The sequence below is a fragment of the Nitrosomonas marina genome (assembly GCF_900110145.1).
In the GTDB taxonomy this organism is placed as follows: domain Bacteria; phylum Pseudomonadota; class Gammaproteobacteria; order Burkholderiales; family Nitrosomonadaceae; genus Nitrosomonas; species Nitrosomonas marina.
Window position 1 is genome coordinate 44,311 of record NZ_FOCP01000018.1, and the last position, 25,923, is coordinate 70,233.

Here is a 25,923-nt window from a genome sequence, read left to right on the forward strand (position 1 = left end):
TATGACGAACAATGCCGATCTGACCGAAGAAGAAATAAAAACACTGACGCACACACTAACTGGATCACAATCTGAAGACCAGGTATACAGAAATTATTACGCCGCAGACGAAAACCATCATAACATCGAGACGTTAAAAGCACTTGTCAAAAAGGGCTTGATGCGCAAAGGCAAGCACTATATAGACAGGTCAAACCCTTCTTATCAATTTGATTATTATCACTGCACCCAGAAAGGAGCTGAGGCTGTCGGCCTACACTTGCCGCGCCGTTGATCAGATAATCTCACAGCTTCTTAGCCATATCCTTCATCGATCCCCGATAATAAATCTGCAACATTATGGATATTTTCCTTGATTACAAAGCCGTTGCAAGACTGACGAAAAAGAAAAGAAAATCCTGTCAGATTGCCGCGTTGCGATCTATGGGAATACCATTTTTCATCAACCCATCAGGCGAACCGATTGTTGCGATAAAAGCGGTAGAAGGCGGGAAAGTTGATCAAATAGAAAAGCCGTGGCAATCTAACGCTTTAAAATAAAATCATGGGCAGGAAACCAAGCGTTAATTTTAATTTGCCGCCACATCTTCGCGCCAGAAAAAGCAGTAGCGGAAAGATTTACTACTATTTCGACACTGGCGGCAAGCCACGCAAAGAAATACCTCTTGGAAGTGACTATGCTCTGGCCGTAAAGAAATGGTCTGAGTTAAAAGTAAATGTAACCCCGCAGCACCCGAAAATTATTACATTCCGATATGTAGCAGAGCGCTATATAAAAGAAGTTATTCCCACAAAAGCACCAGCAACACAAAAAGGCAACATGCTGGAACTGTCACACCTGTTCAAATTCTTTGACAACCCCCCTGCTCCACTTGAAAAAATAGAACCGATACACATAAGGCAGTACCTTGATTGGCGTAACGTTCTGCATGCGAATCGCGAAAAGGCTCTATTCAGTCATATCTGGAACAAGGCCCGTGAATGGGGATACACCAACAGGGAAAACCCATGCGCAGGAATAAAGGGGTTCAAAGAGACTGGCCGCAAGAGCATCTATATAGATGACAAAACATTTTCAGCAGTATATCAATCCGCAAGCATACCGCTCAAAGATGCAATGGATCTCGCGTACTTAACCGGACAACGACCATCCGATGTTTTAAAAATGAGAGAAACAGATATTACTGACGGATGTATTGAAATAAAACAGAACAAAACAGGAAAAAAACTCAGGATCAGAATTAAAGGCGAGCTGCACCTGCTCATACAGAGAATACTGGCCCGCAAGTCAACCTACAAAATCAGGTGCTTCTCGTTGATCATAGACGAGACCGGCCAGCCTATGACGCTAAGAACGCTACAAGGACACTTTTACCGCGCCAGAAAAGCCGCTGGAATAGAGAATAACGAATTTCAACTAAGAGACCTGCGCAGCAAGGCCGGAACCGACAAAACAGAAAAAAGCGGTGACATAAGACAAGCGCAAAAGCTGCTTGGGCATACGACAATCAGCATGACCGAGCACTACGTCAGGAACAGAAAAGGTGATATCGTCGAGCCAACAAAATAATATTTTTGCGGATCAAATCAGTTTTTGCGGAGCAAATGAAAAACCAATAAATTATGAAACCCTTATATTTACTGGTGCCGAAGGGGGGAATCGAACCCCCATGATGTCACCATCGCTGGATTTTGAATCCAGTGCGTCTACCAATTCCGCCACCTCGGCATGTGCCAGCTATTTTTTTGCAGCAGCAAAAGATGGCAATTATTACTGAAATTACCCGCTTCAGCAAGCCGCGCCGGTAAAAATACGACCTTCAGTATATAATTGCGCATTTCCGATAAATTCGAGCCCTGTCTTCGCCTCAATGTATAGAATGCAGAATCACACATTTTCAGTACGTTCAATAAGCAACATACCCCGACGATTTTTTATCGGCGCTGATCTGCCAATTAAATGAATATACGGGAGTTTGATTTCGATCTGCCGCCAGAACTTATCGCTCAGCATCCAGCCCAACAACGTGCCAGCAGCCGATTGTTGCATCTGGACAGCACCAGCGGCCAAATACGCGATTTACAGTTTTCCTGCCTGCCCGAATATCTGCGATCAGGAGATGTCGCCGTGTTCAACGACACACGTGTCATCAAGGCCAGATTGTTTGGAAGAAAAAGTAGCGGCGGTAAAATCGAGATTCTGGTGGAACGTGTGCTCGACGAGCATCATGTGCAAGCTGCAATACGGGCCAGCCATGCACCCAGACCAAATAGTCAGCTGTTTCTGGCCGACGAGATTCCTGTCACGGTTTTAGATCGGGAAAATGCGTTCTATACGTTACGTTTCGATCACCCGCAATCCATTTATGAATTGCTGGAACGCTTCGGCCAACTACCGTTACCACCCTATATCAGCCGTTCGGCTTCCTCTGCAGATGAATCACGTTATCAGACAGTATATGCCAAAAATGCAGGTGCAGTCGCAGCACCGACCGCCGGCCTGCATTTTGACGAAAATATACTGAACCTGCTGCGGGCAAAAGGCGTCATGATCACGTATGTAACCCTGCATGTTGGTGCTGGCACGTTTCAACCGGTGCGCGTTGAAACGATTACCGACCATACCATGCACAGCGAACTGTTTCATATTCCTCAACAAACGGCTGATGCAATCGGTCATGCAAAAAAAAATGGCGGTCGTATTCTGGCAGTCGGCACGACATCATTACGGGCGCTCGAAGCTTCTGCTGCACAATATCACGGTCAGGTGACTGCAGGCTCTGGCGAAACCGATATTTTTATTACACCAGGTTATCGTTTTCAGGTAGCAGATCGTTTGTTGACCAATTTTCATTTGCCGCGATCCACCCTGATTATGCTGGTCAGCGCATTCGGCGGTATGAGCAACATACGCAACGCCTACCAGCATGCGATTAAACAACAATATCGTTTTTTCAGTTACGGCGACGCAATGCTGATCGAGAGAAAACCATGAAATTCAATCTGAAAGGAACTGATCAGGCAGCACGCCGGGGAACGCTGACACTAGCGCATGGACAGGTTGAAACGCCAGCATTTATGCCCGTAGGCACTTATGGTGCGGTCAAGGGCATATCTCCCGAAATGCTGCAAAACATTCATGCCCAAATCATTCTGGGTAACACATTTCATCTGTGGCTGCGTCCGGGACTGGAAGTCATTGCTGCACATGGCGGATTGCACGGTTTTATGCACTGGAACGGGCCGATTCTGACGGATTCCGGTGGATTCCAGGTCTACAGTCTTGGAGATTTGCGCAAAATCACCGAGCAAGGCGTAAAGTTCAGCTCGCCGGTAAACGGTGACCGCTGTTTTTTAACACCTGAGGAATCCATGCGTATTCAACGTATTCTTAATTCGGATATTGTGATGATATTCGATGAATGTACGCCGTATCCGGCAGATGAAACCGCCACAAAAGATTCAATGGAACTCAGTCTGCGCTGGGCCGAACGTTCCAGACGGGCGCACGAAGGCAATACCAATGCTTTATTCGGCATCGTGCAGGGCGGCATGTACGAAAGTCTGCGCGATCGTTCACTGGCGGGTCTGGTATCGATCGGTTTCGACGGCTACGCCGTTGGCGGTTTATCGGTTGGCGAGCCCAAAGCCGATATGCGGCGTATTCTGGAACATACCGCGCCACTCTTACCTGCAGATAAACCACGTTACCTGATGGGCGTTGGCACACCAGCCGATATCGTGCATGCGGTTGCGCAAGGCATCGACATGTTCGATTGCGTGCTGCCCACGCGCAACGCGCGTAACGGCTGGTTATATACCCGTAATGGCATTATCAAGCTGCGCAACAGCCGTTACCGGCTGGACACCGCGCCTCCGGACGACCAGTGCGCATGTTATACCTGCCGTAATTTCACCCGCGCCTATCTGCACCATCTTCAGCGTATCAACGAAATGCTCGGCGCCCACCTGAACACGGTTCATAATCTGTTTTATTATCAGCATCTCATGACAGAAATACGCACCGCGATCGAGCAGGCGCAATTCGGTGAATTTGTAGAAAAATTTGCTCGGGAATTTCAGTGATAAGCCTGCATCATGCTAATATGTGCACTTTTTTGATTAACCGTTAACCTGGAGAAATATCATGCTGATTAGTGAAGCATACGCGCAGGCGGCCGAATCCGGACAGACAGAAGCAGGCTGGGCAAACCTCATTTTGTTGATAGGTATTTTTGTTATTTTCTGGCTGCTGCTTATTCGTCCACAGGCGAAACGCGCCAAAGAACACAAGCAGATGGTTGAAAACCTGCAAAGAGGCGATGAAGTTATCACCAATGGCGGCATATTGGGTTTAATACTTAATGTCAGTGAAAGCTATGTCGTCGTTGAAATAGCGCCCAGTCTTGAAGTCATTGTGCTGAAATCCTCCATCCAGACGCTATTGCCAAAAGGTACGTTAAAGAGTATCGAACCCTCCAAAGGCGGCAAACCAGCAAAAAAATCAGTTAAGGCCTCACCCGCAGCGACAAATGCGGAAACCAAAAAAACGGACGATGCCACCGATTCACCGGATAACGCGCCTGAGGGCAGTAACGAGGATACATCCAAGCCGGGCGACAAAAATTAACCTTTTTTCAATCTGACCGGGCTATCTGACCAACAGGTCATGGCCTGCTGAACAGCCTCTTTCGATATATAACAACACACACAAACTGAATACTCATGAACCGCTACCCGCTTTGGAAATACCTGATTATTGCGGTTTCCTTGTTGCTCGGACTGCTCTATACCCTGCCAAATTTCTTTGGCGAATCTCCCGCTGTACAAATTTCACCATTGAGAATGGCAACCCAGGCAGACACTGGTCTGCTGCAACGGGTTGAGACCACCCTGGCCAATGCCGGCATTGATAGCAACGGACTTTTTCTGGAAGAAGGCAGTATCAAGGTACGCTTTGAAGATACCGACACACAAATCAAAGCCAAGGATCTACTCCAATCGACGCTGGGTGACGACTATATGATCGCGCTCAATCTGCTGCCCAATTCACCCCAGTGGCTGACCGAACTGGGGGCACTGCCAATGTATCTCGGTCTCGACCTGCGCGGCGGCGTTCATTTCATGCTCGAGGTCGATATGGAAGGCGCTGTCAGCAAAACGCTTGACCGGCACAGCAACGATATCCGTTCGACTTTACGCGAAAAAAGAATTTCTTATGCCGGCGTTGAAAGACTGGGCGACACATTAACAGTCAAGTTTCGCGACGCCGAATCGCGATCACAGGCACTTGATGAATTGCGAACGACCTACGAAGACTTGCTATTTAAAGAGGAACAGACGAACAATCGTTTTAATCTGACTGCCTCTATCAGGCCGGAAGCGATGATCCAGATGCAGGACTCTACTGTACAGCAGAATATTACGACGCTTCGAAATCGTGTCAATGAACTGGGTGTTGCCGAACCGATTATTCAGAAAGCAGGCGCTGACCGCGTCATTGTGCAGTTGCCGGGTGTTCAGGATACCGCCAAGGCGAAAGAAATCCTGGGTCGAACAGCCACACTGGAAATACGCATGGTCGATGAGGAACGCGATCTCGATGCAGCGTTACAGGGACGTATTCCATTTGGTACCGAACTTTACGAAGAGCGCGGCAGTGGCCCCATATTGGTCAAAAAACAGGTATTGCTGACCGGTGACCGCATTACCGATGCACAGCCCGGCTTCAATGAGGACAATCAGCCAGCCGTCCATATTCGGCTGGATAACAACGGAGCGCAGATCTTCAAAAAACTGACGCGAGAAAATGTCGGCAGACGTATGGCGATCCTGTTAATCGAACGCAACCAGGCTGAAGTCGTCACCGCTCCCGTTATTCGCGAAGAAATCGGTGGCGGACGGGTACAGATCAGCGGCCGTATGACAACGATGGAAGCGCGCGATGTCTCGCTGCTGCTGCGCGCCGGTGCATTGGCCGCTCCCATGGATATTATTGAGGAACGTACCGTCGGTCCGAGCCTCGGAGCAGACAATATTGCCAGAGGATTTAATTCAACGCTTTACGGCTTTGTGGCAGTTGCTATCTTCATTATGGTGTATTACATGGCATTCGGTGTCATTTCTGTACTGGCGCTGAGTCTTAATCTGCTGTTACTGGTCGGCCTGTTGTCCATTCTGCAGGCCACCCTGACACTTCCCGGTATGGCCGCGCTGGCGTTGACCGTTGGTATGGCTATCGATGCCAATGTACTGATTAATGAACGAATACGCGATGAGTTGCGTGCCGGTGTCTCGCCGCAGCTTGCGATAAGTGCCGGATACGAACGTGCCACCGGAACGATTCTCGACTCGAATATCACAACGTTGATAGCCGGCATCGCACTGTTTGCTTTCGGTTCCGGACCGGTAAAAGGATTCGCGGTAGTGCTTTGTCTCGGCATCCTGACATCCGTGTTTACTGCAATCTTTGTATCGCGTGGCATGGTCAACTATATGTACGGCAGCCGCCGCAAACTGGAAGTTGTCCCCATCGGCAAGATCTGGATTCCCAAAACTGATAACACCAGGAAGCAGTTCAAATACGCTTTTCCGCAAGAATCTGTTGTTGCAGCAACTGAATCCACAGCCTCGCCACAGGCACAAAACAACAAATCAGCTGCTGCCAAAGCTGAACCGGTGACAGGAAATAGGGCAGGAAAAGACACTGAAACGGGCTCCTCATCTGAAACCGAAGCGATACCGGAGGAATCTCAATCGTCTGCAGCAAGTGAAAACAAACCGGAAGCAACCGATAACCAGCCCCAAAAATCGACGCGGGTACGGGGAAAACGAAAGCAGACAACCCGCAAAGGCAAGAAAAAATAACCCGCAAAACGTGATTCAAACAGGTTTTTTAAAGGAATAATCAATGGAATTTTTCAGATTCAGCCGCGACATCCCATTTATGAGCTGGCGGCGCGTTGCGGCGGTGATCTCTATCACGACATTCATTCTGTCCGTATTTTTTATCGCGACCAGAGGATTAAATTTTGGCGTTGATTTTACAGGTGGAACGGTACTTGAAGTCAGTTACGAACAGACAGCCGATTTGAATAGAATCAGAGAAATACTTGCGGGCATGGATATGACGGACGTGACTGTGCAGAATTTCGGTACTTCTCGTGATGTAATGATTCGTCTACCGGTGATTCCAGAATACTCCAGTGCGCAACTGTCGGAAACAGTGCTGGATGCATTGCGCGAGGCTGACAGTACGGTTGAAATGCGCCGCGTTGAATTTGTCGGACCGCAAGTCGGTCAGGAACTGCTGGAGAATGGAGCGCTGGCCCTGTTATTTGTTTCGCTCGGCATCGTGGCCTATCTCGCAGTTCGTTTTGAATGGAAATTCGGTATTGCAGGAATTATCGCCAACCTGCACGATGTCATCATCATTCTGGGTTTCTTTGCATTCTTCCAGTGGGAATTTTCACTGACCGTACTGGCAGCGGTACTCGCGGTACTGGGTTATTCCGTCAATGAATCCGTAGTCATTTTTGACCGCATACGTGAAAACTTCCGCAAACTGCGGAAAGTACCAGTCAAAGATGTCATCAACAATGCCATTACGCGAACCATGGCACGCACAATCATGACGCACGGCAGCACGCAAATGGTGATCATCTCCATGCTGTTATTCGGTGGCGAAGTTTTGTATTATTTCGCACTGGCGTTAACCATAGGTATTTGGTTTGGCATCTATTCCTCTATCATGGTTGCCAGTTCGATTTTAATCCTTTTCGGTGTCAAACGTGAGGACCTGCTGCAACCGGAAGAAAAGAAACCGGAAAATGACGGTGCCGTAGTATGACGCTGAAATGTTTCGTTTATTATCTGAACAGGATTGACCAGATTGATTGCAGAAATAATTGAATGGATTGTCAACACCGTCGGCAGCCTTGGCTATCCAGGGATATTTATCCTGATGCTGCTTGAATCGAGTTTTGTACCTTTTCCGAGTGAGGTCATCATGATCCCGGCCGGATACCTTGCCTCAAAAGGTGATATGCAGATCCTGGCTGTTATTTTATGCGGAATTGCCGGTAGCCTCATTGGCGCGCTCGTCAACTACTATCTGGCAGTATGGCTTGGTCGGCCATTCTTACTGCATTACGGCAAGTATGTCATGTTTAACGAGGCGCATCTCCAAAAAATGGAGATTTTTTTTCAGCGCCATGGGCATATCTCCACTTTTACCGGCCGCCTGATTCCAATGGTCCGCCAGTATATCTCAATACCGGCTGGCCTGGCACGCATGCATTTGCCGATATTTTGCTTTTACACCAGTCTTGGCGCCGGCATCTGGGTAATCATACTGACACTGCTCGGTTTTTTTATAGGCGAGAACGAAGCACTGATTAAAGATTACCTGCGCGATATCATGATTATGCTGTTTATCGCTTGTACCCTCGGCGTTGTCATATACTGGCAACGGCAGCGCAGATCGAACCGCCCACATTCGTAACGGTCATGAAATCCGCAAATCCTGGATCAAAAATCAATAAAAAATCCGGCCGTCTGACAGTACGTAATGCGACCCTAAAAGATGTACCCGCACTGGCTGAACTCGTTGCGCGGGTATACCAGAACACCAATATTCCAGCCTATACTGAAGGTGCATTGAACGGCCAGATAAACCGTTTTTCCGAAGGCCAGCTCGTAGCCGTTTATGATGAAGAACTGGTTGGCTATTGCGCCAGTTTCAGAATTTCGGGAAAGATCGCGCTGCGGCCGCATACCTGGGTTGAAATCACCGGTAATGGCTATGCCTCGCGGCATAATCCGGATGGCGAATATCTGTACGGAATGGAAGTCTGTGTAGATCCAAATTTCCGCGGCTATCGGATTGGCCAGCGGTTTTATAATACCCGCAAACAGCTCTGCCAGGATCTCGGCCTAAAAGGCATCATTTTTGCAGGCAGACTGCCCAGTTACGCCAAAAGAGCCAGACGCTACCCAGATATCGAATCATACGTGCAGCAAATTGTACAAAAAACTCTGCGCGATCCGGTACTTTCGTTCCAGTTACACAATAACTTCGAAGTTCTCGGCGTCATCAAAGATTATTTGCCTGAAGATCGGGATTCACTAGGCTATGGCGTACACCTGATCTGGTACAATCCTGGCGTACCGGAAGAATCAGAGATCAAACGCCACAAAAACTTCGGTGGCCGCATGCAGGAAACGGTTCGCATTGGCACTGTACAGTACATGATGCGAAAAGTAAGCTCGTTTGACGAATTTATCAGCTTTATTGAGTATTTTGTCGACGTTATTGCAGATTATAATGGCGACTTCGTGGTTTTCCCCGAACTGTTCACACTGCAGTTACTCTCGATTGAAGATCAACGTCTGTCTCCGGCAGAATCGATTGCGGCACTGACAAAATACACCGAACGTTTTACCAAAGCGATGCGCGATATGGCATTACGCTACAATATAAACATCATAGCGGGTACGCATCCGACGCACATGCCGTCCGGTCGTGTTGAAAATATTTCATATATATTTTTGCGTGATGGCTCCATCCACCAGCAACCGAAAATTCACCCGACACCCGACGAAGTATACTGGTGGAATATTGAGGGCGGAAGCACGTTGAAAGCCATTGAAACGGATTGCGGCTCGATTGGCGTATTGATTTGCTACGATGCCGAATTTCCGGAACTGGCGCGACATCTTGTCGACCAGGGCGTCTTTCTGATTTTTGTACCGTTCTGTACCGCGGAACGACTGGGATATCTGCGCGTGCGCTATTGTAGCCAGGCGCGCGCTGTGGAAAATCAGGTCTATGTAGTGATGTCAGGCAACGTGGGCAACTTGCCAAATGTGGCAAACATGGATGTCCAGTATGCGCAAAGTTGTATCCTGACGCCATGTGATTTTCCATTCTCCCGGGATGGAATTGCTGCGGATACAACCCCGAATGTTGAAACAATAGCACTGGCCGATGTGCGTCCGGATTCGTTACGTACTGCACGCAATGCAGGTACAGTACAGAATCTCAAGGACAGACGCCACGATCTGTATTCCGTGCATTGGCGCGGCAAGTAATTTCTGACCTTAAACATATGCTCAAACACATAAATCTTGGCAAATTCAGCACCTGGCTGGCGCTTTTCTCAGGATTACTTGCAGCCGCGGCTGTTATTCTCCACCGTATGGAGGCTGTCGGCTTTCAGATTGCGCTACCCGGACTGGCAATATCAGCCCTCTCTGGGCTAATAGCTGCTCTTCTGGGTATTGTCGGACTATTTATCGCCATGTATCGACGAAGAAGCGCTCTTTCATCCTTAACCGGTTCATTGTCGGGCTTTATCGTGGCCATGCCAACAGTGTTTACAATGCTGGCCGCATCAGACCTGCCTCGCATTCATGATATCAGCACAGACCTCAATAATCCGCCGCGGTTTAAAGCTATACCGTCGTTACGCAAAGCCACCGATAACCCGCTGGATCGTCTGACACCGGACAATCTTGCCCAGCTACAACAATCAGGCTATCCCGACCTGAAACCACTGCAGCTCGACCGACCTGTGTCTGTTGTATTTGAACAGGCCCTGCAATTAGTCAAATCTCATGGCTGGAATATTGCAACTGCTTCTGCTGATCAGGGTATCATCGAAGCAACCGCCACCACGCCCGTCATGGCGTTTAAAGACGATATAATCATACGAGTACAACGTAACGGAGAATTTACACAAGTGGACATGCGCTCAGTTTCGCGTGTTGGAGTCAGCGATCTCGGAGCAAATGCAGCGCGTATACATGATTTCATTAATGACTTAAAGGAATTAAACAACTAGATAAATCAGCAATCATCCCCACTTCACTCTCGTCATCCAGGCGTATGCGCCAGCCATCAGACAAAACCCCTGTTACCATTCTCCCTCTTTTTTCTGTATCTTCCGTTTTAACGCTTCAATCTCTGGCTGGTTAAGTGTTTCAGTTTTTAATAAATCTTCAGCTGTCTGATCCAGCAAGGCTCTGTTGGTCTCCAGTATATTAACAGCACGTTCCAATGCATGGTCAATCAACTCTCGTACCGTTGCGTCAACACGGTTGGCCGTTTCTTCACTGTATGTACGTGTCTGCGGCATGGGTATGTTCGGTTGCAAAAAGGCGGATTGCTCCCGGTCATAGGCCACATGTCCCAACGCATCACTCATGCCGTAGCGCAAAACCATAGCGCGTGCAACATCTGTTGCACGCGCCAGATCATCAGCGGCACCTGTCGATATCTCCTTAAAGACAATCTGCTCGGCAGCCCTCCCCCCAAGCAAAACTGCCATTTTGTTCTGTAGTTCAACCCGGGTCATCAAAAAGCGGTCCTCTGTCGGTCGCTGGATAGTGTAACCAAGGGCCCCGATACCGCGTGGAATGATAGAAATTTTATGCACCTCGTCGGTGTTTGGCAGTGCCAGCGCAACCATGGCATGACCGAGTTCATGAAACGCCACTACCCGTCTTTCATTAGGGTTTAGTAACCGGTTACGTTTTTCAAGACCTGCAACAATACGTTCTATGGCATTGTTAAAATCATCCATCGTGACCGAGGTCGCGTTCCGCCGTGTAGCAAGCAGTGCAGCTTCATTGATCAGATTGGCCAGATCCGCGCCTGTGAATCCGGGTGTCAAAGCCGCAATTTGATCGATTTGCACATCGATATCCAGCATCACTTTCCGGATATGAACCGCAAGTATTTGTTCACGACCCAGTTTGTCTGGCCTATCAACCAGCACCTGGCGATCGAACCGTCCAGCGCGCAGCAGCGCCGGATCAAGAATCTCTGGACGATTGGTAGCGCCCAACAGCACGATACCGCTGGTAGGATCAAAGCCATCAAGCTCTGCCAGCAGCTGATTCAACGTTTGTTCTTTTTCATCATGTCCGCCACCAAGACCGTAAGCGCCACGGGCACGGCCCAGTGCATCAAGTTCGTCAATGAAAATGATCGCGGGCGCCATCTGGCGTGCCTGTTCAAACAAGTCACGAACTCGTGCCGCACCCACTCCGACAAACATTTCGACAAACTCGGAACCGGAAATGGAGAAAAAAGGTACGCCTGCCTCCCCAGCCACAGCTCGCGCCAGCAGGGTTTTGCCGGTACCGGGCGGCCCCACCAGCAAAATGCCCTTTGGCGCACGTCCGCCCAGGCGCCCGTAGCCAGAAGGATCTTTCAGAAAATTGATGATTTCAACCAGTTCTTCCTTGGCCTCATCAACACCCGCAACATCGGCAAATGTTACTTTTGTTTCCTTCTCGACAAACACCTTGGCGCGGCTTTTACCGATCGACATCATACCTTCACTGACACCACCACCCATACGGCGGATGATAAACAGCCAGATTCCGATAAAAATTGCCATTGGCAACAACCAGGACAGGATATCGCGTATCCAGGTGCTTTTTACAATACCGCTGTACTCAACATGATATTTTTCCAGCTCTTCGGCAAATTCCGGTTCTACCCGCGTAGTGACAAACTCCTTGAAACCGTCTGCATGTCGTGTTTTAAGGGAGCCGTATAGATGCTGGTCGGTGATCGAGATCTTTTCAATCTGGCCCTGTTCAAGTAGATGTTGAAAACGGCTGTACGGAATCGGTTCGATCTGTGTGTACTGACTATACAGGCTTTGAAGGAACAGTACACCGAGCACTGCAGCAACAACATACCAGAAATTGATTTGTTCTTTTTTGTCCATGAAGATCCAGATCGGTTTCGAAAAACATCATAATCAAGCATTTTATGCAGGAAAGCGCCAGAACATGTATTACACAGCGTTTATTTCACTTTTACTCTTTATGATCGGTAGTTGTAGCTGCACGATTTCCAAAGAAAATACCAGGTTCGCGCGTAAAAACCACCGTTAGACTAAATAAATTGCTCTGAACCGTCGTAAATATTCATTGCTCGTTAGCGATCAACAGGCTGAGGATTTTATTTCACAAAGAGGAATGTTACTGTGATCTTGCGGCCATGATAGCTTCAAGATTTTCTTTTGCTTCCTCGTTTCCCTGAGCAGCTGCCTTTTCGAACCATTCAATCGCTATTTCTTCGTCGCGGATAACGCCTTCGCCTACATAATACATCGCACCCAGATTATTTTGTGCGTCAACATGACCTTGCTCAGCTGCCTGCTTGAACAACTCAACCGCTTGTTGCATATCCTGCTCTACGCCTTCGCCATTTGCATACAGTAAGCCAAGATTAAACTGCGCATCAGCATATCCCTGTTCTGCGGAACGATAAAACCAGCCTGCAGCCAGTTCTGCATCATTATCCAGTACCTGTCCGGTTACCGTTTTGGAAACCGCTTCACCAGTATAGTACATAACGCCGAGACCGTTTTGTGCAACAGGATCACCCGCTTTTGCCTTTTCAAGCAGTTCCTGAAATTTTTCACCCGGTGTTTTGCCGTCTTCAGTACTGCCAGGCAGTATCTGTTCTCTAAGTTCGTTTATTTCCTCCTCTGACAACCCCTCACTTAGAAAAGACGGTAACTCATCCGCTGCTGTCACCTCGGTCATTGTCTGAGTCGCTGAATCGCCGGCTGATTTATCACCTGATGATTCGCCTCCACAACCAGGCAATGCAATCAACGGTGCAACAAGTAATAAAACAGTCTTAATTTTCATTTTGATATATCCTTTACTACTATGGTTGTTAATCAATTCTTGAACAAAAAATCAAGAATAGGTTTTTTAAAAAAATATTTCATCGGGCACCAGCTTTTTTAAGCATTTCTGCTGCTTCGCCATGGCGGTAAACATTTGCCAGTGTCAGGGCCGTGGCGCCGTTCTCTGCTTTGATATTCACGTCCGCATTGGCCGCCAATAATACATAGATTACGCCGAGATGACCATGCTGCGCTGCCAGCATCAATGCCGTAGCTCCGTTCTCCAGCTGAAAATCAACATTGGCCCCGGCCTCGAGCAACATATGCGTTGCCTGCTGATGTCCGCCGCGAGCGGCCAGCATCAGCGCTGTCATGCCATCGCTGTCTCGCTGCACATTCAAATCAGCATTGGCAGCCAGTAATTGTTGCATAACCTCCCTGCGGTCTCTTTTGGCAGCCAGTATCAAAGCCGTTTCTCCCGTATCAGTGGCCGTGGCATTGACAGCCGCACCCAATGGTAACAGCAGTTCGACCAAATGATTTCGGCCGTCCCGTGCAGCCTGAATTAATGCGGTATAACCGTTGTCACCCCGGTATTCTATGTCAGCACCTCTTTCAATCAGGCGCTGAACAATTGGTTTGCTTCCTTTTTGTATACCCGCAAAAAATGCTTTGTTGATTGTGTCCTGAGACAAGTCCTGTTCATCGTCGAGCATTTGTTTGACCAAAGGCACGTTACCTTTTGCAGCAGCGTTGATTAATTCTTCGTCACTTGTTTCAACTGCCTGTGCCTGCGCCCATGCGCATGTAAAGCAGATGCACAGTCCAAAGAACCAATTAAACAGTTGTATATATTGTGGTTTTTGTGTCTTAAAATCAGTCATACAGGTACTCCTAAATTTTTTTCACATTGCAAATATTTAATCATCAAATTCATTAGCTTACTGCAAAATTAAAGCAGCTGCCAATTAAAAGAAAGAAGAATGAATGACTTGAATTGAAAACCTGTCAAAGTGTATATTTTCTCTAGATTATGTCTTGCTTTTTTTTAACTGTAAATCGGTTGCCTTTGGGAAAATCAGCTTGGTAGCGCTTGCTGCCTGCTCCCGCAAAAAAAAACATACGCTGACATTGATTGATGTTTGTGGCTTTTACTGCCGTTTATCTGCCTAATGCAGAAGCTGATGCCAATTCATGGAAACCGCTTGATCCATTTCTGTAATAGCTGGCGGTATCGCCAGTGTTCCACTTCCAGGTAATGGCGGCTTGTATCCTTATAACAGATACCTCCGCCAAGATCGAGCTGCGATTCTGCTTTTTGACGTCGCAGCAGATCGGCTGCCTGCCGGCCGTCGCGTACCGCAGCTGCGAATTGTGCAGCCAGCAACATCTGCCAGTGTACTAGACCGAACTGGCCGCTATCGGGTTGTATCAATCCTGATACAAACAACGAATCGTACGCCGGATGGAAAATATTGAGAAACAGTCTAGGCCGGCCACTCTGCCAGTTCAAATGACGCTCGTCAATAAATGGAATGTGAATCAAATAACCTGTAGCAAATACTATCAGATCAACTTCAACTGATGAAGTATTTACAAAATAAACCGTGTTTCCATCAAATCGCGCAATATCGGGTCTGGGTGTGATATCTCCCTGTACAACATAATATGGCAGCAACGAATTAATGACTGGGTGGGTTTCAAAAAAACGATGATCCGGGCGCGGCAATCCCGTTTTTTCAGGCGTGCCAACCAGCAACCGGTACATTATGCTCGCTGCCAACCGCCGCAGCCATAACGGCAGCCTGAGTGTAAGCATCAGATCGCCGACCTGATCGGCGGGATGGCCCAATAAATATTTCGGCATGTACCAGTAACCCCGACGCGTGCTGTGCCAGACATGCTCTGCAACCAGACTGGCTTCCACTGCAATATCGCAACCGCTGTTACCACCACCAACCACCAGTACGCGTCTGCCGCTGAATATATCCGGTGTACGGTACTCTGCTGAGTGCAACTTGCGCCCCGAGAATACGCCGGGATACTCCGGCCATTTGGGATACCAGTTATGTCCATTGGCAATGACAAGAATATCGAAGCGTCTGCTGTGCCCGCGTTCGAATGTCAAGAGCCATCGGGTACGTTCGTCGTTTTCATTGACCGGTGCGACCTTACGTACGCCTGTTGAAAAATGAATATGCTCGATCAGACCGAAATGTTCCGCGTAACCGCGCAAATACGCAAGAACCAGTGTGTGATGGGGATAGTCCGGAAATTCCTGCGGCATCGGAAAATCGGGAAATTCTGTTCCAGGTTTTGAAGATATGGTATGCGTTGTACGATAAATACGCGCACACGGTTTTCCATAATTCCAGTTACCACCCAGATCATCTTCGCGCTCAAATACATGTACTTCAAAACCATGCGCAAGAAAATGCCGCGCAGCGGCAAGTCCGGAACTGCCGGCGCCAATAACCGCGACGGTTTGTTTCATGGCAGAACGATGCCTGACGGTTGCTTGCATCGATTCAACAGGATTAAAAGCGATGGTTGGTACACAGTGCCGACTGTATCAAAGTTTATAATTGGACGCAAAAATAACGATTTCCGTACATTCTTTATAAAAACTGATTTTTCAGGTGTATCAATAACGGTTTGATATAGCAACAGTCTTGACATTAAACTATCATTTCTGTAGCCTTCGCTTCCTTGCCTCGGGTGCCTTGTTACTACAGTTAACACAAGGTTAAACGGGAAGCTGGTGCGTTCAATTATCGACAGAACAAGTCCAGCGCTGCCCCCGCAACGGTAGATGAACGAAGAAAACCCGCATTTCAGGTTTTCTTTCTGGTTTGCATAATGTCACTGTGCTGAATTGTCACATGGGAAGGCGCAAACCTGGTGTGATTTGCGTTCATGAGTCCGGAGACCGGCCTGAAGTAAATACAAGCGTATTGCGGAGGGCAATATTCAGATTCCTGTTTCCCGCTGTTAACTGAGCAGTCTGTTTTCTTCTCCTTCGCTATTAATTTATACCGACAACGCGCGGGCGGCGCGAAGGAAAAAATGTTAAAACGAAGAATCCGGGTATTTATTACGGCGGCACTGTTGTATTACATTGCTGCAAGCTCAACCGGCTTGACTTTCAGCCATGTGCAAACACATCAGAAAGAACCTGTCACTGTAACAGCAACGCGAACCGCCCAAACACCCGATGCGGTTCTGGCATCAATGACGGTAATTACCCGTAAAGATATCGTGCGTCAGCAGGCACGCTCCGTGCACGACCTATTGCGTGGTACTCCCGGAATAAATATCGTCAATAACGGTGGCCCGGGTAAAAGCACATTTATGCAGATGCGCGGAACCGAAACTGACCATATTCTCGTGTTGATCGATGGGATTAAGGTCGGCAATGCAACATCGGGCACCACACCCTTTGAAAATATTCCAATTGAACAAATTGAACGCATTGAGATTGTGCGCGGCCCACGTTCAAGCCTGTATGGTTCGGAAGCCATTGGCGGGGTCATTCAGATTTTTACCCGAAAAGGTGACGGTAAACCGGGTTTAAAACCAACATTCAGTTTCGGTGGCGGCAGTTACGGCTCACTAAATGGTTCAGTGGGTCTGTCAGGAAATAGCAAGCAGGGCTGGTTCAATTTGACAGCAAGTGGCAGAGGTACCGAGGGTTTTAACAGCTGTTCCGGATCGGCAACTGCCGGTTGTTTCTCAGGCAATCCTGATCCCGACCGGGATGGATACCGGAATGTTGCGGGATCGGCCAACGCTGGCTACCGTTTCAAAAACGGCATGGAAATCGGTCTTAATTTCATGCAGTCAGATGGTAAAACCCAGTTCGATGCCAGCGACCCTTTTCCGGGATTTCTGTCTCCAAACAAATCCGAATTACAGCAACAGGTTTTTGGAGGGACATTTAAATTTTCACCTTTGGAATTCTGGCGGTTCAATCTGATCGCTGGCCGGAGCAAGGACTATCTTGACAGTTTTAACGGCCGCATATTGACATCACGGTTTAATACTGTGCGCGATACCATTTCTCTTCTGAACGATTTTACCGTGCATAAAGATCATATACTGACAATCGGCATGGATTATCAGAATGACCGGGTCGACAGTACCGAAGCATTCACCGTCACTTCACGCAATAACTGGGGTGTTTTTACACAGCATCAGGCAAGTATCGCATCATTTGACGGTCAGCTATCTGGACGTGTCGATGTGAATGAACAATTCGGAACACGCCTGACCGGTGGAGTTGGAACCGGTTATAAAATTACCGATTCAGTACGCCTGTTGGCAAACTTTGGCACCGCGTTCAAGGCGCCTACATTTAATGAATTGTACTACCCAATCTCAGGTAACCCCAATCTGAATCCTGAGCGATCACGCAGCCTTGAATTCGGGCTGCGCGGCAGAATGGACTGGGGCGATTGGTCTCTTAATGTATACGAAACCCGTGTTAATGAATTGATCGCATTTGATTCTGACTCATTCGAAGTCGATAATATCAATCAGGCACGTATAAGAGGCCTGGAAGCAGTTTTTAACACACAAATTAAAGGGTGGATGTTCAACAGTAACCTTACTTTTTTAGACCCTGAAAATCGCTCTTCTGATTCAAACTATGGTAACGTTTTGCCCAGACGGGCAAGACAATCCTTTCGGCTCAACGCAGATCGTCAGTTTGGCAAATATTTGGTTGGCACCATGTTTCTGGCAGAAGGCGAGCGTTTTGACGATCTTGCAAATACGCGTAAACTGGATAGCTATGTCAAATTTGACTTACGCGCAGAATACCAATTAAGCAAGCACTGGCGGATTCAGGGACGCATTGAGAATTTGTTTAACGAACATTATGAAACAGCCGCATTTTTCAATCAACCAGGCCGCAATTTCTTCGCGATGTTGCGATACCAGCCTTAACAACAAGGAGTAAAATAAAGCAATGACTTCAATTTCTTCTTCAATACCGTTATCAAACCGGCACCAGTTAATGATTGCATCGGTACTGGCGATACTGATGTTCGCCACACGCGACTATCATTTTTCTACCACATATAACCTGCCAGGAGCCTCCTGGGCTGTGTTTTTCATTGCTGGTATTTATCTAAGAACGGCATGGCCCCTGCTGGGATTTCTTGCGCTGAGCTGGTGGCTCGACTTTGCCGCATACGCATGGGGTGGCGCCAGTGCTTTCTGTCTGACACCGGCATATGGCTTTCTGCTGCCAGCCTATGCATCCTTATGGCTTGCGGGTCGCTGGTATGCAGGTCAGTACCAGTTTGCATGGCAAACGCTGATACCGCTGGCATTCAGCATGATAGCAGGGGTTACATTGTGTGAATTACTCTCCAGTGGCGGCTTTTACTTTTTCTCAGATCGTTTTGCCGATACATCATGGACTGAATTTATTGTACGCTCAATGACTTATTTCCCATTGTACATTAAGTCATTTGTCATCTATACCGGCACTGCCACAGCGGCACATATACTGTTCGTGCAGCTGTATTGCCAGCCAGGCACTCACAAACAGCCTGTTGGTTGACACATGGCAGGATCGAATGCTGTCGACAAGGCAGCCCGGTATCGACAGCGCATGCAGCGACAAAAGCAGGTTGTAGATGCTTCCATTGCGCGCGCCGGCCAGGAGAAGGGTCTGTTGCTGATTCTGACCGGCAACGGCAAAGGCAAATCAAGCTCTGCATTTGGTATGGCTGCGCGCGCACTTGGTCACGGTATGCGTGTAGGGGTTGCACAATTTATCAAAGGCCGGTCGGACACAGGTGAAGAGGTGTTTTTCCGGCAGCATGCTGAAGTGACCTGGCATGTGCTCGGTGAAGGTTTCACCTGGGACACGCAGAATCTTGAACACGATTCAGAAACGGCGCGAAAAGGCTGGTCTGTCGTACAGACCATGCTGCGCGATGCCACATACGATCTAGTGATAATTGATGAATTGACATATCCGCTCAAGTTTGGCTGGCTGGATATGGAACTGGTGTTAAACGACTTACGACAACGTCCGTTTATGCAGCATGTCGTTATTACTGGACGAGGTGCGCCTGACCTACTCTGTGAAGCAGCCGACACAGTAACCGAAATGCGGGATATCAAACATGCGTTCCGGTCTGGAATAACCGCACAAAAAGGCATAGATTTATAACAAACGCAACACACCCCAACTACGCCATAATTTCTGATGAACACACAAACACTCATGATTCAGGGCACCACTTCCGATGCCGGGAAAAGTATGCTGGTAACCGCCCTGTGCCGATGGCTGTCACGTCAAGGAGTACGGGTCGCGCCCTTCAAACCGCAGAACATGGCACTCAACAGTGTAGTGAGTATTGACGGAGGCGAGATTGGTCGCTCGCAAGCTGTGCAGGCTTTCGCTGCGGGTCTATCGCCGCATACGGATATGAATCCGGTGTTGCTCAAACCAAATACAGACAAAAGTGCTCAAGTGATTATTCACGGTCATGCTGTATCCAATATGCATGCGCATAGCTTCCATCGCTATAAATCGATAGCGATGCGTGCAGTACTTGAATCCCATACGCGCCTCGCTGCCCAGTATGACAGAATTATCGTTGAAGGTGCGGGTTCGCCTGCCGAAATCAATCTCCGTGCCAACGATATTGCCAATATGGGTTTCGCCGAAGCTGTGGATTGCCCGGTAATTCTAATAGCAGATATCGATCGTGGTGGCGTGTTTGCGCATCTGGTTGGCACACTGGCTTTGCTCAGTGAATCCGAAAAAGCACGGGTAAAAGGATTCATCATCAACCGGTTCCGGGGTGACGTGGCATTACTGCAGCCCGGGCTGGACTGGCTGGAAGAATATACTGGCAAACCCGTGCTAGGTGTACTTCCCTATTTACAGGGATTACATCTTGAGGCCGAAGATGCGCTTCCGCACACGCCCGATTTTATAGCACCTGTCGAACACAAATGCCTGCGGGTAATTGTTCCTGCGTTACCGCGAATCAGCAACCATACCGATTTTGATCCATTACGGCTGCACCCCAAGGTAAACATGCAGTTTGTCGGGCCTGGTGAAGCAATTCCTGCTGCTGACCTGATCATTCTGCCAGGCTCGAAAAGTGTGCGTGCAGATCTTGACTGGTTACGTGAACAAGGTTGGGTACTGGCTATTCGCAGACATCTCCGTTATGGTGGGAAACTGATCGGTATCTGCGGCGGATTCCAAATGCTGGGCAAGCTGATTCAAGATCCAGCAGGCCTTGAAGGCGAATCCGGCAGCAGCCAGGGACTGGCGTTTTTTGACATGCAAACGACTTTACGACCGGACAAGTTATTGCGCAATGTTGAGGGAACACTTGCTTGTTCCGGTACCTCCGTCACAGGTTATGAAATTCATAACGGTGTATCCGTATTTAATAAAAAATACAAGCCCATGACTTATTTCTTACAGGGAACCGATGGCGCAATGAGTGAAGACGGCCTGATCATGGGCGGCTACCTTCACGGCCTGTTTGAATCATCTGATGCCTGCTCTGCGCTACTTAACTGGGCCGGACTCGAAAGCTGTAGTCAAACCCCGAATTATCGTACAATATGCGATGCTGCGATTAACCGTTTGGCTGATAGTATTGATCAGTATCTTGATATACGCCAGCTAAACCAGTTACTGCATTTAAACAGTTTGTCTGCTTGATTCACGATTGCACGGCAATACAAAGAGACCGGACGCAGCCGACGTCAGTTAAAGTACATCAGCCAGTGCAGCATCCAACGTCGGGTATTTAAAATCAAATCCAGCTTCCTGTAAACGCTTGGGTATGACCCGTTGACTACCCAGCAGTAACTCAGCCCTCTCTCCAAGCATTAATTTCAGAGCCAATTCCGGCATGGGCAATAATGCAGGTCTTTTCAGTTGTGTAGCAAGCGCATGGGTAAAATCTCGATTAGTGACTGGATTAGGTGCAGTCAAATTGAAGATACCCTCAAGTGTATTGTTATTCAGCAATGTTTGACACATGGCAACATAGTCATCCATATGTATCCAGGACATCCATTGACTACCGGAACCAATTCTGCCACCAAGGCCCCATTTGAACGGTTGTATCATCTGCTCCAGAAAACCGCCATGCTTACCAATAACCAAACCAGTGCGGAGAAAACAGACACGAACGCCCAGTTCTTTTGCCGCTTCTGCTTCATGTTCCCAGGCTGCGCACAAACGATGACCGAAATCGTCTCGTCCGACAGAAAATTCATCAAGTAGCGCATCTCCCTGGTCACCATAAAAACCAATCGCCGAACCGCTTAACAGGACGTTTGGTTTTGCTTTCGCACGCGCCATGTAATCCAGCAGTTGCCGGGTAGTTTTTAGTCGACTGTCCAAAAGCACTTGCTTGCGTTCATCAGACCATCTGTGCGCAAAGATTGGAGCGCCTGCAAAATTAAAAATAGCATCAAAATGATCATCCTCCCTTAAATTTCTGAGCGAGTTGATCTGCTCTAACTGATCGCCAAAAATAGATTTGACTTTATTGGGATAACGGCTATAAACAGTAACCGAATGTCCATCAGAAAGCAGATCGGGACACAGTGATTGACCAATAAACCCGGTTCCGCCAGTCATTAGAATATTCATATAACATCCTTCTCTTAAATGGTCTTTCACAACTCTTACTATAAAACGGTAAGATACGTCAGATCGGCCTTCCAGCCCAATCACAAAAAGGGTGTGGCAGTTAAGTTTCTTCTCCTCGATAAAGTAAAAATTTTGTTACTTTACAGGAGAAAGTTTTGAACTTGCTGTCAATCGAATGCTTCAAATAAATGCCATTATGACAAAATATGCGCAAAGTTTAAAACAAATACAGCACATCATGACAATTTTATTCAATAAGGGCCATATATCATGAATTCTCTATCTGCACATCTGATCCTAGTAATTTTTTCATTACTTTTCAATACATTGGCTAATGCTTCAAACTATAAAGACGATGATTTCGATGGTGGAAAAAGATGGATGCTGGAAGCTATCGATCATGCAAAAACGGCAAAATCTCATAAAGCACACGCACATCATATTCATGAGCATGCGAAAGAAAGCCTCAAATATGTTAAAAAGGCTGAGATCGTAGCGATTGAACAAAACAATACTGAAGGCAGAGTACATATCACCACTGCAATTCAGCATCTTGTCAAAGCGATCAATCAGGCTGATGATGGACGCTCACGCATTGCGATTGAGCACTTATCCATTGCGCTAGAAGCTATGCGACAATTTACCGAACATCAACACTAAATGACTGATTACAAAATTTTAAATAAACAATCATCATAAATAGCCTCTCCCTGCTATCCCACCAAATCTAATGACTGAAAATTTCCGGACAGTTTTATGCTGAACATCAGCACAAAACTGTCCGGTTATGTAACATTTGATTCCAGTCTGAGGAACAGATGGATGCTCATTTCATCTCTTCCAACAGCTCACTTATTCATACCGATATTACGCAGCCATCTCCATATCTTACTCTTAACAAGAAGCATTTATTTATCACTGCCAGCATTAAAAAACACTGCAATGTACCAACGAAAATTTTTGCCCATGAATTGGCAAGCTACTGAATATTAAAATTTTTCACCAATCATAAAAATACGAGCACAAAGGTGCTTTTATTCTCGGTTTAGATATATTCAAAACAGCCGTTAAGTCTCATACAAATATTCTTTAGTCAGGAAATATTATTTAATAAGGCACTGATAAAGGCAAATCCATTGGGAAGTGGAGGCGCAAAGCTACCGGTCTTGACCAGACAGCGGGGCTGCCAGATACCTAAACCAAAAGTGAAGACATCGGAAAAGCGTTAGCTGCAAAAACGGATAGCTACGGCCGCTAGTTGGTTCTGTAAAAGAATGCCAGCAATGCAATGTAGGTTAACCTCTTTGACTAGAGGTAGAGGAAACTTTTTTAGCCAGCACAACGCTGAACCGTAAAATCTTTAATGCTTCTACGTTTGCATTGAGAATCTGCGCATACCCTTCTTAGCTTTCTCCTCCCGGATTTTTTCATAGGTTTGCCCTATTTTTGCCCGGAACATTTCGAGGAGAAATTAATGCAAATGCAGGCTGGCCGTTATAACCATTTCAAGAATAGGTATTTTTTATTCAAAAAAATATTCAAATACTTATTTTTATTTTTATTATTCGCGGTTCTGGAGTTACCTCATGTGTATGCTCAAGAGGCCATCGTCTATTCCCGCTGTGAACGGACATCGGATGCGTTTGATCTGACTGCCAACGTCACCATCAATGGTCAATCGCAAACGGTGACCAGAACCATGACCGGTCTCGACATCTATGACGTGCTGCCGGATGTCACCAATTTTTTCTCGAACTTCAGCGCCCCTTGCGATTTGGTTTATCGCGATCCTAACGGCGTTGAAACTGTCATATTCGACTGTTCGTCCACTTCAACACAATCGAATGCTTGTGCAGCGCTCGATGCGGCGGTTTCTTTTGACGGCAACACAATCGCTTTTTCCGTTTTTCGCGGAAGCCTGACCAATTACCGAGAGCAAATCCATTCGCAAGTTGTACATCCGGATGCAGAACCCAAAAACCTTGGATATTACGATTTGCCAAACAAACGGCTGGTTACAACGGGCGCACATCTGCACTTTTATACCCTGTCAACCAAACAAATAAAGGTTATGCCGTTTATCACAGGCGTATACGACTCAGGCCCTGCGTTCATCAGCAATCAGCGCATCGCGTTTACTTCGACCAGGGACGACCATACCAGTACAGTTGTATGGGGCACCACCGAATCGAGAAAAGGCACGCGGATATGGACCGTAGATATCGATGGTAAAAATCCGGATCTGGCCAGTCACCATTCACTATCACAGGAACAGCATCCGTTTATGCTCAGAAATGGCCGTCTGGCCTACTCAAGCTGGCAGATATTCGGCGGCCTGCCGTTTCGTTACACAAATAATAGTGCAGGCAGCCACACCACAATCGACAATCTGTTCCACATTTATGCACAGGATCCCGATGGTGCGAAAAACTTCCCGATCTACGGACAACACAGCGGTGATCATACAAAAAGCTACTTTGGCGCAGACCACAAGGCTGCGCACTTTATCACCCAGACATCCGATGAACGAATCTGGTTCGCCGATTATTACCGCGGGAACAATAATGCACTCGGGCTTCTTGTCGGCGTCATGCAGGAACCCGAAGGGCAGGAAGGTATAGGGCCACATGAAGCCACAAATCATGCTGACCTCTATGCCCCTCGTGATGCCATTAATTTCGCTGCCTGGGCGCATAGCGATGATATGCCATCTTATACTATGGGCAGATTTGGAGCCCAGAAAGTCAACCATCCCAATTACGCTGATCCGTTGCCTTATGCCGGCAAACTCGGTCATCCTGCAGCATTACCGAATAATGGCCTGATGATGGCATGGGGTAAAGGTGCATGCAGTACGGTTGCCTATAATTCAATATATGCTGAACTCGGCAAAACTGCACCACCTTTAACCAGTGGTTCAGGCAGCGGTGTAGCGATGAACCTGGTCACCTCGCTGAAAATGGATACGCCGGGGTGCGATGTCGGACTCTATCGCGCCACACAGGTTCCGTCTCAGCACCCGGGTGACCTGGAAATGGTTGTCGATTCAAAAGACTGGCATGAAATCATGGGACGCGCCGTGGTGCCCTACGCCAATATTCATGGTGTCGATCATCCCGATACCATCGAAAGAGCGGATGTGCGCACCAGTCATCCAAGCCTGGAGACCGGCACACCTTTCGGACTGCTTGGCGCCGCTTCGGTCACCGATCGCGAGACCCATCCCATGGACGGCATTCATTTCACCGGCGAACATCAGTTCAATCTCCAGGGCACCGACACTATTGACTACACCGACGAAGAACTGTGCGGCGTTCGTATTCTCGGCAATATGCCCAACCGCAACAGAAATACTGTTTACGAAATAGCCAATATAGCCGGTGAACGCGTAACGATTCTCGGTGAATTTCCGGTATTGAACCGTCATGCCGACGGCAGTCGTGCAATTGACGCCAGCGGCCATCCCGATACCAGCTTTCTGGTGCGAATGCCTGCCAACATGCCATACCTCATGCAAGGCATCGATTGCGATGGACGCACGCTCAATACCGACCAGACCTGGCAAAGCCTGCGCCCTGGCGAACAGAAAACCTGCAATGGCTGTCATGTCCATTCCAG

General features: G+C 47.7%; 22 protein-coding genes, 1 tRNA gene and 2 riboswitches. Of the genes, 17 read left to right on the plus strand and 6 right to left on the minus strand.

All coding sequences use genetic code 11. The annotated features are described in order from the left end of the window. Window position 1 precedes the first annotated feature (1 nt). From BMX44_RS12120 to BMX44_RS12130, 3 genes are all read left to right on the plus strand, one after another. Window positions 2-274 carry a hypothetical protein gene (locus BMX44_RS12120; RefSeq protein ID WP_090633421.1) on the plus strand — a complete coding sequence of 91 codons (273 nt, stop codon included), beginning with the start codon at window positions 2-4 and terminating at the stop codon, window positions 272-274. Between the two features lie 65 nt (window positions 275-339). Next, window positions 340-540 carry a DUF4224 domain-containing protein gene (locus tag BMX44_RS12125; RefSeq protein WP_090633423.1) on the plus strand — a complete coding sequence of 67 codons (201 nt, stop codon included), beginning with the start codon at window positions 340-342 and terminating at the stop codon, window positions 538-540. Window positions 541-544: 4 nt separating this feature from the next. Continuing rightward, window positions 545-1,570: a site-specific integrase gene (locus BMX44_RS12130; RefSeq protein WP_090633425.1), complete on the plus strand. Its 1,026-nt coding sequence runs from the start codon at window positions 545-547 to the stop codon at window positions 1,568-1,570. A gap of 72 nt (window positions 1,571-1,642) precedes the next feature. Here the strand turns inward: BMX44_RS12130 and BMX44_RS12135 are convergent. Then, a tRNA-Leu gene (locus BMX44_RS12135) sits at window positions 1,643-1,729 on the minus strand. A gap of 231 nt (window positions 1,730-1,960) precedes the next feature. Here BMX44_RS12135 and queA point away from each other — a divergent pair. From queA to BMX44_RS12175, 8 genes are all read left to right on the plus strand, one after another. After that, the gene (queA, locus tag BMX44_RS12140) at window positions 1,961-2,995 is read left to right on the plus strand and encodes a tRNA preQ1(34) S-adenosylmethionine ribosyltransferase-isomerase QueA (RefSeq protein ID WP_090633427.1); all 1,035 of its coding nucleotides are present in this window, start codon (window positions 1,961-1,963) and stop codon (window positions 2,993-2,995) included. Continuing rightward, window positions 2,992-4,086, plus strand: a complete 1,095-nt coding sequence (gene tgt, locus BMX44_RS12145) for a tRNA guanosine(34) transglycosylase Tgt (RefSeq protein WP_090633429.1) — start codon at window positions 2,992-2,994, stop codon at window positions 4,084-4,086. The genes queA and tgt overlap by 4 nt, the downstream gene beginning before the upstream one ends. A gap of 61 nt (window positions 4,087-4,147) precedes the next feature. Next, window positions 4,148-4,630, plus strand: a complete 483-nt coding sequence (gene yajC, locus BMX44_RS12150) for a preprotein translocase subunit YajC (protein ID WP_090633433.1) — start codon at window positions 4,148-4,150, stop codon at window positions 4,628-4,630. Between the two features lie 95 nt (window positions 4,631-4,725). Continuing rightward, on the plus strand, window positions 4,726-6,867 hold the full coding sequence (secD, locus tag BMX44_RS12155) for a protein translocase subunit SecD (RefSeq protein ID WP_342708041.1): 2,142 nt from the start codon (window positions 4,726-4,728) through the stop codon (window positions 6,865-6,867). Window positions 6,868-6,910: 43 nt separating this feature from the next. Beyond that, a complete protein-coding gene (gene secF / locus BMX44_RS12160) occupies window positions 6,911-7,849 on the plus strand; it encodes a protein translocase subunit SecF (RefSeq protein WP_090633437.1) in 939 nt (312 codons plus the stop codon). A 42-nt stretch (window positions 7,850-7,891) separates the two neighbouring features. Then, window positions 7,892-8,503, plus strand: a complete 612-nt coding sequence (locus tag BMX44_RS12165; RefSeq protein ID WP_090633440.1) for a DedA family protein — start codon at window positions 7,892-7,894, stop codon at window positions 8,501-8,503. Between the two features lie 5 nt (window positions 8,504-8,508). After that, window positions 8,509-10,092, plus strand: coding sequence for a bifunctional GNAT family N-acetyltransferase/carbon-nitrogen hydrolase family protein (locus tag BMX44_RS12170; protein WP_090633442.1), 1,584 nt, complete (start codon window positions 8,509-8,511; stop codon window positions 10,090-10,092). 17 nt (window positions 10,093-10,109) lie between these two features. Beyond that, window positions 10,110-10,844 carry a DUF1499 domain-containing protein gene (locus BMX44_RS12175; protein WP_090633444.1) on the plus strand — a complete coding sequence of 245 codons (735 nt, stop codon included), beginning with the start codon at window positions 10,110-10,112 and terminating at the stop codon, window positions 10,842-10,844. A 72-nt stretch (window positions 10,845-10,916) separates the two neighbouring features. Here the strand turns inward: BMX44_RS12175 and ftsH are convergent, their stop codons facing one another. The 4 genes from ftsH to BMX44_RS12195 form a co-directional block, all read right to left on the minus strand. Then, window positions 10,917-12,743 carry an ATP-dependent zinc metalloprotease FtsH gene (ftsH, locus tag BMX44_RS12180; RefSeq protein ID WP_090633446.1) on the minus strand — a complete coding sequence of 609 codons (1,827 nt, stop codon included), beginning with the start codon at window positions 12,741-12,743 and terminating at the stop codon, window positions 10,917-10,919. 256 nt (window positions 12,744-12,999) lie between these two features. Continuing rightward, a complete protein-coding gene (locus BMX44_RS12185; protein WP_090633448.1) occupies window positions 13,000-13,677 on the minus strand; it encodes a tetratricopeptide repeat protein in 678 nt (225 codons plus the stop codon). 79 nt (window positions 13,678-13,756) lie between these two features. Continuing rightward, window positions 13,757-14,542 carry an ankyrin repeat domain-containing protein gene (locus BMX44_RS12190; protein ID WP_090633451.1) on the minus strand — a complete coding sequence of 262 codons (786 nt, stop codon included), beginning with the start codon at window positions 14,540-14,542 and terminating at the stop codon, window positions 13,757-13,759. A 308-nt stretch (window positions 14,543-14,850) separates the two neighbouring features. Next, window positions 14,851-16,152 (minus strand): flavin-containing monooxygenase, encoded by a 1,302-nt coding sequence (locus BMX44_RS12195; RefSeq protein WP_177167751.1) that lies wholly within the window; start codon window positions 16,150-16,152, stop codon window positions 14,851-14,853. A 205-nt stretch (window positions 16,153-16,357) separates the two neighbouring features. After that, a riboswitch (cobalamin riboswitch) is annotated at window positions 16,358-16,610 on the plus strand. Between the two features lie 114 nt (window positions 16,611-16,724). Here BMX44_RS12195 and btuB point away from each other — a divergent pair. The 4 genes from btuB to BMX44_RS12215 are packed head-to-tail and all read left to right on the plus strand — an operon-like array spanning window position 16,725 to window position 21,363. Next, on the plus strand, window positions 16,725-18,605 hold the full coding sequence (gene btuB / locus BMX44_RS12200) for a TonB-dependent vitamin B12 receptor (RefSeq protein ID WP_090633454.1): 1,881 nt from the start codon (window positions 16,725-16,727) through the stop codon (window positions 18,603-18,605). A gap of 22 nt (window positions 18,606-18,627) precedes the next feature. Next, window positions 18,628-19,227, plus strand: a complete 600-nt coding sequence (locus BMX44_RS12205; RefSeq protein ID WP_090633456.1) for a hypothetical protein — start codon at window positions 18,628-18,630, stop codon at window positions 19,225-19,227. A 3-nt stretch (window positions 19,228-19,230) separates the two neighbouring features. After that, window positions 19,231-19,845, plus strand: a complete 615-nt coding sequence (gene cobO / locus BMX44_RS12210; RefSeq protein ID WP_090633458.1) for a cob(I)yrinic acid a,c-diamide adenosyltransferase — start codon at window positions 19,231-19,233, stop codon at window positions 19,843-19,845. 36 nt (window positions 19,846-19,881) lie between these two features. Further along, a complete protein-coding gene (locus tag BMX44_RS12215) occupies window positions 19,882-21,363 on the plus strand; it encodes a cobyric acid synthase (RefSeq protein ID WP_090633460.1) in 1,482 nt (493 codons plus the stop codon). 48 nt (window positions 21,364-21,411) lie between these two features. Here the strand turns inward: BMX44_RS12215 and BMX44_RS12220 are convergent, their stop codons facing one another. Further along, window positions 21,412-22,305 carry a TIGR01777 family oxidoreductase gene (locus BMX44_RS12220; RefSeq protein ID WP_090633463.1) on the minus strand — a complete coding sequence of 298 codons (894 nt, stop codon included), beginning with the start codon at window positions 22,303-22,305 and terminating at the stop codon, window positions 21,412-21,414. 270 nt (window positions 22,306-22,575) lie between these two features. Here BMX44_RS12220 and smbP point away from each other — a divergent pair, with 270 nt between their 5' ends. Continuing rightward, window positions 22,576-22,965, plus strand: a complete 390-nt coding sequence (gene smbP, locus BMX44_RS12225) for a small metal-binding protein SmbP (protein ID WP_090633465.1) — start codon at window positions 22,576-22,578, stop codon at window positions 22,963-22,965. A gap of 456 nt (window positions 22,966-23,421) precedes the next feature. Next, a riboswitch (cyclic di-GMP riboswitch) is annotated at window positions 23,422-23,496 on the plus strand. Between the two features lie 397 nt (window positions 23,497-23,893). Next, the coding region (locus tag BMX44_RS12230; RefSeq protein WP_218143964.1) for an HzsA-related protein at window positions 23,894-25,923 on the plus strand (2,030 nt) is incomplete at its 3' end.